Below are 9,201 nucleotides of genomic sequence, written 5' to 3'. Positions count from 1 at the left end.
GTGGCTCCGGCCCGGCAACGGAACATCACCCCATGACCGATACCTCGCGCCTGCTCCAGGCGTACGACGAGCAGCTCCGCACCGACGCCGAGACCCCGAGCGCGATCTCCGTGACCGTCCTCGGGCCCCTGCGGCTGGTGACCTTCCTGGGCGGGCGCGGCTTCGTCACCTACCGCGACCTGGGCGGGGCCGACGAGGCGCGCGTGCAGGAGCTCGTCGAGGGGGCCGTCGCCCACTTCCGGGCCGACGGTGGCATCACGAAGGTCGAGTGGAAGACCCGCGGCCACGACCACGCGCCGGGGCTGCACGAGGCCCTGCTGAAGCACGGGTTCGTCGCCGAGGAGGCCGAGTCGATCATGATCGGCGACGCGGCGGCCCTCGCGGTCGACGTCCCGCTGCCCGACGGCGTCACGCTGCGCCGCGTCAGCGAGGAGCCGGACGTGCGCGCCATGTGCGCCATGCAGGACGAGGTGTTCGGCAGCCCGGTCTCGGACCGGACGGCGAACGCGATCCTGCGCCGGCAGGCGATCGACCCCGAGATGGAGCTGTGGGTCGCGGAGGCCGACGGCCAGATCGTGACCGCAGGCCGGCTGGAGCCCGTGCCGGGTACCGACTTCGCCGGGATCTGGGGCGGCAGCACCCGCCCGGAGTGGCGGGGCAGGGGCATCTACCGGGCGCTGACTGCGGCCCGCGCACGCTCGGCCCTCGCGCGGGGCAAGACCCTGATCCACAGCGACTCGACCGAGTACTCCCGTCCGATCCTGGAGCGCTACGGCTTCCACAAGGTGTCCACCACGACGCCCTACGCCTGGGAGCGCTGAGCGTCAGGCCCTGTCGCGGGCGTCAGCCCGCGCGCCGTCGGCCCATGATGTTCGCCGGCTCGGTGACGCCGGCGTACCGGAACCCGGGGACCAGGTCCACGAACCCGAGGCGGCGGTAGAGCACCTTGGCCCGGTCGGCGGGGTCGGCGGTGGTGGACAGCAGGGTGTGGCGGTGCGGTGTCCGGCCGAGCAGCTCCCGCATCAGCGCGGTCCCCAGGCCCCGCCGCTGGTGCTCCGGCAGGATCTCCAGCTCGTTCAGCTCGAACGCGTCCTCGGCCCACTCGCCGTGCCCGGCACGTTCCAGCGCCGGCCCCACCTGCTGCGGCCACCAGTGGCCGGGCTGGTAGTCGAACCCGTACACGAACCCCACGAGGGCCCCGTCCTCGAAGGCGCCGAGCGTCAGGGCGCCGTCGTACAGCGGCAGGTAGGCGAGCCGGGTGTCCCGGAAGTGGTCGCGCCGCTCGTCGGAGTAGCCGAACGCCCGCTGGAACACCCCGGCGATCTCGTCCGCGCGCCGGAGCACCTCGGAGGTGTCCAGCGCGCGGATCGTCATGTGCGCACGCTAGCGCCGTCGGCCCGCGCCGTCGCGAGGGACGACGGACGCCAGGTAGGTGCGCACCTCGGCGTCGGACCAGCCGTGCGCCTCGCGCAGGCCCGCGGCGATCGTCGCGAGGTACGCGGGGGACGGCGCCGAGTGCGGACGGCCCGCGTGCCCGTGCGGCGCGGTGAAGGTGAGCATCGGCAGGCCGTCCAGCCGCCCGACGGCGATCAGCGTCTCGTACCGCCCCGGCCCCGCGGTGTGGCGCCGCGCGATCCCCGAGCGGAGCATGGCCTCCAGTGGGTCGTCGAGAACGGGGACGCGGTGCATCTCCTGGGCCGCGACGTCGGCGAGCTGGGCGGCGGTGATCCGGTAGGCGCGGGCGGGTGTCGGGCCCACGGCGTCGTGGTCGTAGAAGGCCGTGCCGCCGCCCCAGACGGCGGAGTTGCCCGCGAACCAGACGCGTCCGGGCAGCTCGACCGCCCGGTCCTCGCGCGGCAGGGTGCGGTCGCGCGCCCCGGGGTAGCGGCGTCGCGCACCGGGCGGGCACCCGCCCTCGAGGTAGCAGGCGAGCCGGGCCCGGGCCATGTTGGACCCGTAGCTCACGTACCAGACCTCGGTGCTCAGCGGACTCTCCTCGGGTGCGGGGGTCCCGGACACGCTACGCAATATGCCACCGCCACGGAACCACGGTGGCTGCTTCAGACCCGCGACGGAGAGTCCTTGGACGGAACGCGAGAACCTCCGTGTACGTTGCCCAGGCGGAGTTGGACAAGCGTCCTAGACTCGAAGACGCAGGGTTTCTCACGAGGTGGAGTGTGTGCCGTGGTTCAAGGCAAGGTCATCAGGTTCGACGAGGTTCGCGGCTATGGTTTCGTTGCCCCGGACACCGGTGGGGACGACGTGTTCATCCACGTCAACGACCTCGAGTTCGACAAGCGCCACCTCGCGGTGGGCGCGGTCGTGGACTTCGCGGTGGAGGACGGCGACCGGGGCCTGAAGGCCTCGACGGTCACGCTGGTGACGCCGGCGCCCGCCCTGGCCCCGGCGATGGCGTCGGCCGCCGTTGGCGCGGGCGCGACCACCACGCCCGTCCCCACCTTCCTCCCGCCCCTGCCCGACGCCGGTTCGCGGCCCGACGGCGAGGGCCCGTCCGAGCGTGAGCTCGCGGTCGAGGTGACCGAGGTGCTGCTCGCCGCGGTGCCCACGCTGACCGCCGAACAGGTGCTCGCGACCCGGGGTGCTTTCGTCGCGGTGGCGCGATCGCACGGATGGGTGTGAAATTTCACCCGAGGTGTTACCGCCCTGTTTCCGTTCTTGATGTACGGCGACGATGCCGCTACGGAGCGATATCAGGTCGGTAACGATCAGTTCCGGCAAACGGCGAAGTAGGGCAAACCCTCCCATCGCGTGAGTAGCGTGAGCGGAAACCTTGACGGTGACGGACATCTCACCCCTGCGCTGAGGCGGACGGCGGTGGTTCGTGACCGTCATCCCCATGAGGAGGAACATTGAAGATCAGGCGACTGAGCGCCGCCGTCGCAGTGGCCGCCAGTGGCGCGCTGCTGTTCTCGGCGTGCACCAGCCCGGCGGGGAGCGACAACCCGGCCGAAGGCGAAGCCACTGCGACCTCGGCTTCGGCCGACGGCCCGTGCAAGGCGGACCTCGGGGACGTCACCACCGCTGACGGTGAGATCAAGGTGTCCGTCGAGGACGAGTTCCTCGGCTACAACTCGAACACCCCGGAGACCTACTCCACCTACAACAGCGCCGTGACCGAGCGCCTGTTCGGTGGCTTCTGGTACTTCGGCGACACGGGCGAGATCTGCACGGACGAGGAGTACGGCACCTACGAGGCCCTCTCCGAGGACCCGCTGCAGGTCGAGTACACCCTCAACGACGAGGCTGCCTGGTCCGACGGCACCCCGATCACCTACGCCGACTACCTCCTCGACTGGGCTGCCCAGGCGATCACCGAGGACGGCAAGGTCACCAAGGACGGCTCCGAGGTCCCGCTGTTCAACCACATCTCCGGCCTGACCCTGGGTGACTACGTCCCCGAGGGCCCGCAGGCGGACTCCCCGGACGCCAAGTCGTTCACCTACGACTACGAGCGCGTGTACGCCGACTGGAAGATCCAGATCGGCTCGCCGTTCCCGGCCCACGTGGTCGCCGAGCAGGCCGGCGTCTCCACCGAGGAGCTCGTCACCGCCATCCAGGACCTCGACCTCGACGTCCTGAAGAAGGCCGCCAAGTTCTGGAACGAGGGCTGGCTGTCGCAGCCGGGCGACGTGCCGGACCCGGCGATCGCCCCGGTCAGCGGCCCGTACAACTTCAAGGCGGACGGCTGGGAGGCCGGTCAGTACATCACCCTTGAGGCGAACGACAAGTACTGGGGCACGCCCGCTGCCACCAAGGAGCTGACGGTCCGCTTCGTCGCCGCCGACGCGCAGATCCAGGCGCTCGCCAACGGTGACCTCGACGTCATCCAGCCGAACGGCCCCACGGTCGACACGGTGACGCAGCTCGAGCAGCTCGGTGACGCCGTCACGGTGGACACCAACCAGAACCTGACCTGGGAGCACCTCGACTTCAACTTCAACTCGGGCATCTTCTCCGACTCGCTGGAGGCCCGTGAGGCGTTCGCGCTCTGCGTGCCGCGCCAGAAGATCGTGGACGACCTGATCAAGCCGATCGCCCCCGAGGCGGTCGTCATGAACGCCCGCGAGGTCTTCCCGTTCCAGGACAACTACGAGGACGTCGTCTCGCAGTCCTACGACGGCCGGTATGACGAGGTCGACCTCGACGCCGCCAAGGAGAAGTTCGCTGCCGCGGGCCTCAAGGAGGGCGAGAAGGTTCGCATCGGCTACGCCGCGCCGAACCCGCGTCGTGCCGCCGAGGTCGAGGCCATCAAGTCCTCGTGCGACCAGGTCGGCTTCGACATCGTCGACTCCGCCGCGCCGGACTTCTTCGACAAGGACCTGCCGAACGGTGACTACGAGGTGGCGCTGTTCGCCTGGGCCGGCTCGGGCCAGATCGCCTCGGGCGAGAACATCTACTCGACCACCGGTCAGCAGAACTACGGCGGGTACTCCGACAAGACGGTCGACGAGGCCTGGAAGACGCTGGCCGGGACCACGGACGAGGCGGTTCACGCCGAGCAGACCGTGATCATCGAGAAGCAGCTGTGGGACACGCTCTTCGGCATCCCGCTGTTCGCCCACCCGGGCGTCATCGCCAGCAGCTCCAGCCTGGAGAACGTCCGCAACACCGCCGCCCAGAGCGGCGTCGTGTGGAACTCCGAGCAGTGGGCCCGCGCCTCCTGACGCGAGCCTGACGCAAGACCTGCGGGGAAGGGCGCCTCTGCTCCCTTCCCCGCAGGGCTGTTCGCTTCAGGTCAGGATTATTTCCCGTTCTGACCAGGGCGGATGGCAGCAACTTTCATCCGGTGTCCTATAGTGACACGCTGATCGCATTCCCCAGCAGACGCCGTGCTGCGTCCGCCTCGAAGGGCCAACCTGTGCTCAAGTTCATCCTCCGGCGCATCGGCGCCTCGGCGCTCGTCCTGCTCGGCGCCTCAATACTCGTGTATGTCCTGACCATCAACTCCGGCGATCCGCTCAAGGACCTGCGCGAGTCCAACGCTCAGAACAAGCAGCAGCTCATCGACCAGCGAATCGCGCTGATGCGGCTCGACGATCCCTGGTACGAGCGCTACTGGGACTGGCTCAAGGGTGTCGGAGGCTGCTTCACCGGGAACTGTGACCTCGGCGTCACGATCAACGGCGTCGACGTGCTGGGGCTGACCCAGCAGGCGGCCAGCTCGACCCTGCGCCTGGTGACCGTGTCCACGCTGCTCGCCATCGTCGTCGGCATCGCGCTCGGCATCCTCACCGCGATCCGCCAGTACTCGGGCTTCGACTACTCCATCACCTTCAGCGCGTTCCTCTTCTTCTCGCTGCCGGTGTTCTGGGCGGCGACCCTGCTCAAGGAGTACGCGGGCATCCAGTACAACAACTGGATCGCCGTCGGGCAGTACGCGCCATGGACCATAGTCATAGCGGCGATAGTCGCGGGATTCCTGCTCCAGGCCGTCCTCGGCGGCTCCAGGAAGCGCCGGCTGGTCACGGCGGCGGTCGTGTTCGCGTTCGTCACGATCATGCTCTTCGTCTTCAACTCCCTCGACTGGTGGCGCAACCCGATGTTCGGCATCGGCGGCGTGCTCGTCGTCTCGGCCGCCGCGGGTGTGCTCGTCACAGCGCTCGTCGCGGGCCTGCGCAACCGGCGTGCCCTCTACGCGGCTGGTACGACCGTGGTCGTCGGCGTCGTCGCCTACCTCGCCTTCGCTCCGCTGCTGGTCAACAGCCCGAGCTGGGGCCTGCTCGCCGGGCTGTTCGTGCTCGCCGTGCTGGTCTCGGTGGGGATCGGCGCCGCCTGGGGCGGCTACGCGCGCAAGCAGGTCATGCTCGTCACCGGCATCACCGGCGTGATCACCAGCGCCATGGTCTTCGCGGACCTCCTGATCGCGCACTGGTCGAGCTTCCTGGGCGTCAAGTCGCGCCCCATCTCGACGATCGGCTCGCAGACGCCGAACTTCACTGGCGGCTTCTGGGAGCAGGTGCTCGACCTGGGCACGCAGATCCTGCTGCCGACGATCCTGCTCACCCTGGTCTCCGTGGCGAGCTACTCGCGGTACACGCGGTCCTCCATGCTGGAGACCCTGAACCAGGACTACGTCCGCACCGGCCGGTCCAAGGGCCTGTCCGAGCGCGAGGTCATCGTCAAGCACGCCTTCCGCAACGCGCTGATCCCGATCACGACGATCATCGCCTTCGACTTCGCGGGCATCATCGGCGGCGCGATCATCACGGAGCAGGTGTTCGGCTGGAAGGGTATGGGTGCGCTGTTCCAGGACGGCCTGAACGCCGTCGACCCCGCACCGGTCATGGCGTTCTTCCTCGTCACGGGCATCGCCGCCGTGCTGATGAACCTGCTGGCAGATATCGCGTACGCGGCCCTCGACCCCCGGATCCGGCGCTGAGCGCGGGCCACGGCAGGAGACACAGACATGAGTGACATCAGGAACAGCAACCCCGAGGGCGAGGACTACGAGCCCCAGGTCTCCGTGGCCGGCGTCGACGCGGTCGGCCTCGCGGCCGGCGGCTCGGCTGGCCCGCTGCCCGGCGAGGACAAGTCCTACAGCCAGGGCCAGCTCGTCGCCCGCCGGTTCTTCCGGCACCGGGCGGCACTCACCTCGATGATCGTGCTCGGCATCGTCATCATCGTGGCCTTCACGTCCATCGGCGTCGGCCCCATCCCCGGCTGGTGGCCCAAGGACTACACGCTCCAGTACGACAAGATCGGCGACGGCGCGCCCACCTGGGCGTACCCGTTCGGCCAGGACACCGGTGGCAAGGACTACTTCGCGCTGGTCATGCGCGGCACCCAGTTCTCGCTGATCATCGCGTTCTCGGTCGGCATCATCTCCACGATCGTGGGCACGCTGATCGGCGCGCTGGCCGGCTTCTACCGCGGGTGGCTCGAGTCGATCCTCATGCGGGTCACCGACGTCTTCATCGTCATCCCGCTGCTGGTGATCGCGGCGGTGCTCGGCAAGACGGCCTCGGGCTGGGGCATCCTCGGCCTGGCCCTCGTGCTCGGCCTGGTCACCTGGACGAGCCTGGCCCGACTGGTGCGCGGCGAGGTGCTCTCGCTGCGCGAGCGCGACTTCGTGCTCGCGGCCCAGGCGGTCGGCACCGGCCCCTGGCGGATCATCACCCGGCACGTGCTGCCCAACGCGGTCGGCGTGATCATCGTGTCCGCGACGCTCTCGATCTCGGCCGCGATCCTGCTCGAGACGTCGCTGAGCTTCCTCGGGTTCGGCGTCCAGGCGCCCGACACCTCGCTCGGCACGCTCATCTCCGACTACCAGGCCGCCTTCTCGACCCGGCCCTGGCTGTTCTGGTGGCCCGGCCTGATGATCCTGACCATCGCCCTGTGCGTGAACTTCATCGGGGACGGCCTGCGCGACGCGTTCGACCCCCGCCAGAACCGGAGCAAGGACTGAGAATGACCACTCTCGACATCAGCGCTCCCGGTTCCGCCTCGGCGACCGGTGACGCCGTCCTCTCCTTCGAGGACCTCACCGTCACGTTCAAGACCGAGTTCGGCGACGTGCACGCCGTCAAGGGCATCGACCTGGAGGTCCGGCCGGGCGAGGTCGTCGCGCTCGTGGGCGAGTCCGGCTCGGGCAAGTCCGTCACCTCGATGACGGCGCTCGGCCTGCTGCCCCGCAACGCGCGCGTCGGCGGCACCATCCGCGTGGGTGACAAGGTCGTGGGCGGCCTGGACGGCCGGGGCCTGCGCAACATGCGCGGCAACGACGTGGCCATGGTGTTCCAGGAGCCCATGACCGCCCTGAACCCGGTGCTCACGATCGGCGACCAGCTCACCGAGGGCCTGCAGCTGCACGGCATCGCCTTCGGCAAGCAGGCCACGGCGCGTGCCGCCGAGCTGCTCGCGATGGTCGGCATCCCCGAGCCCGAGCGCCGCCTCAAGCAGTACCCGCACGAGCTCTCCGGCGGTCAGCGTCAGCGCGTCGTCATCGCCATGGCCATCGCGTGCGACCCCAAGGTGATCATCGCCGACGAGCCCACCACGGCCCTCGACGTGACCGTGCAGGCCGACATCCTCGACCTGCTGCGCTCGCTCAAGGACAAGCTGAACACCGGCATCCTGCTGATCACCCACAACATGGGCGTCGTGGCCGACATGGCCGACCGCGTCGCCGTCATGCTCAAGGGTGACCTCGTGGAGACGGGCACCGCCGACCAGGTGCTCAACCACCCGCGGCACGAGTACACGAAGCGCCTGCTGGCCGCCGTGCCCCACCTGGGGTCCGGGCCGGGCCAGTTCGGCGACGTCGCCCCGGTCGATGCGGCGCCCGAGGACCTGCCGGCGCTCGACCTCGGCAACCTCGTCATCGAGTACCACCGGCTGGGCAAGCCGACGTTCCGGGCCGTCGACGACGTGTCGCTGTCCGTGGCGCAGGGCGAGATCGTGGGCCTCGTGGGCGAGTCGGGCTCCGGCAAGTCCACCATCGCCAAGTGCGCGCTCGGGCTCATCCCCGCGGCGTCCGGCTCGGTGTCGATCCTCGGGACCGACTTCGGCAAGCTGCGGGGCAAGGAGCTCAAGGCCCTGCGCAAGCGCATCGGCGTCGTGTTCCAGGACCCGGCGTCGTCGCTCAACCCGCGGCTGCCGATCGGCGACGTGATCGCCGAGCCGCTCGTGGTGCACAAGGAGGGCGACGACCGGTCGCGTCGGCGTCGCGTGCTGGAGCTGCTCGACGCCGTCGAGCTGCCGCGCAGCGCCTTCAACCGGTACCCGCACGAGCTCTCCGGCGGCCAGCGCCAGCGCGTGAGCATCGCCCGCGCCCTCACGCTCGACCCCGAACTGCTGGTCGCGGACGAGCCGACGTCGGCCCTGGACGTGTCCGTGCAGGCCAACGTGCTCAAGATGTTCACGGCGCTGCAGGAGCGGTACAAGTTCGCCTGCCTCTTCGTGAGCCACGACCTCGCGGTGATCGACCTGCTGGCCCACCGTGTGGTGGTGCTGCAGAACGGCCGGATCGTGGAGCAGGGCCCGCGCGAGGAGGTGCTGCACCACCCCCGTGAGGAGTACACGCAGCGCCTCATCGCGGCCGCCCCCGTGCCGGAGCCGCTGGAGCAGCGGCGTCGTCGCGAGGCGCGGCACGCGCTGCTGAACAAGCTCGGCGACGACATCGCGGAGCTGCACATCGAGGACGAGTAGCCCTTCCCCGTAGACGTGTCAGACCCTCAGGTC

8 protein-coding genes are annotated in these 9,201 nt (G+C 69.6%); 6 read left to right on the top strand and 2 right to left on the bottom strand.

All coding sequences use genetic code 11. The annotated features are described in order from the left end of the window. Positions 1–32 precede the first annotated feature (32 nt). Positions 33–821, top strand: a complete 789-nt coding sequence (locus ACFWEJ_RS23920; RefSeq protein ID WP_377231681.1) for a GNAT family N-acetyltransferase — start codon at positions 33–35, stop codon at positions 819–821. A 22-nt stretch (positions 822–843) separates the two neighbouring features. Here the strand turns inward: ACFWEJ_RS23920 and ACFWEJ_RS23915 are convergent, their stop codons facing one another. Both ACFWEJ_RS23915 and ACFWEJ_RS23910 read right to left on the bottom strand, forming a co-directional pair. Beyond that, positions 844–1,374 carry a GNAT family N-acetyltransferase gene (locus tag ACFWEJ_RS23915; protein ID WP_377231680.1) on the bottom strand — a complete coding sequence of 177 codons (531 nt, stop codon included), beginning with the start codon at positions 1,372–1,374 and terminating at the stop codon, positions 844–846. A gap of 9 nt (positions 1,375–1,383) precedes the next feature. Further along, the gene (locus ACFWEJ_RS23910; RefSeq protein ID WP_377231679.1) at positions 1,384–2,019 is read right to left on the bottom strand and encodes a histone deacetylase; all 636 of its coding nucleotides are present in this window, start codon (positions 2,017–2,019) and stop codon (positions 1,384–1,386) included. A 165-nt stretch (positions 2,020–2,184) separates the two neighbouring features. On the opposite strand from ACFWEJ_RS23910, the gene ACFWEJ_RS23905 reads away from it, so the two are divergent. The 5 genes from ACFWEJ_RS23905 to ACFWEJ_RS23885 all read left to right on the top strand — a co-directional run bounded on the left by ACFWEJ_RS23905 (position 2,185) and on the right by ACFWEJ_RS23885 (position 9,168). Beyond that, positions 2,185–2,640 (top strand): cold-shock protein, encoded by a 456-nt coding sequence (locus tag ACFWEJ_RS23905; protein WP_377231678.1) that lies wholly within the window; start codon positions 2,185–2,187, stop codon positions 2,638–2,640. Between the two features lie 230 nt (positions 2,641–2,870). Then, on the top strand, positions 2,871–4,685 hold the full coding sequence (locus tag ACFWEJ_RS23900; protein WP_377231677.1) for an ABC transporter substrate-binding protein: 1,815 nt from the start codon (positions 2,871–2,873) through the stop codon (positions 4,683–4,685). A 194-nt stretch (positions 4,686–4,879) separates the two neighbouring features. Then, positions 4,880–6,400: an ABC transporter permease gene (locus tag ACFWEJ_RS23895; RefSeq protein ID WP_377231676.1), complete on the top strand. Its 1,521-nt coding sequence runs from the start codon at positions 4,880–4,882 to the stop codon at positions 6,398–6,400. Between the two features lie 27 nt (positions 6,401–6,427). Then, the gene (locus ACFWEJ_RS23890) at positions 6,428–7,426 is read left to right on the top strand and encodes an ABC transporter permease (RefSeq protein ID WP_377231675.1); all 999 of its coding nucleotides are present in this window, start codon (positions 6,428–6,430) and stop codon (positions 7,424–7,426) included. A 2-nt stretch (positions 7,427–7,428) separates the two neighbouring features. Continuing rightward, positions 7,429–9,168 (top strand): ABC transporter ATP-binding protein, encoded by a 1,740-nt coding sequence (locus tag ACFWEJ_RS23885; protein WP_377231674.1) that lies wholly within the window; start codon positions 7,429–7,431, stop codon positions 9,166–9,168. Positions 9,169–9,201 lie beyond the last annotated feature (33 nt).

This window comes from Promicromonospora sp. NPDC060204 (assembly GCF_042728455.1).
Taxonomy (GTDB): Bacteria; Actinomycetota; Actinomycetes; order Actinomycetales; family Cellulomonadaceae; genus Promicromonospora.
This window is presented reverse-complemented; position numbering and strand designations above follow the sequence as displayed.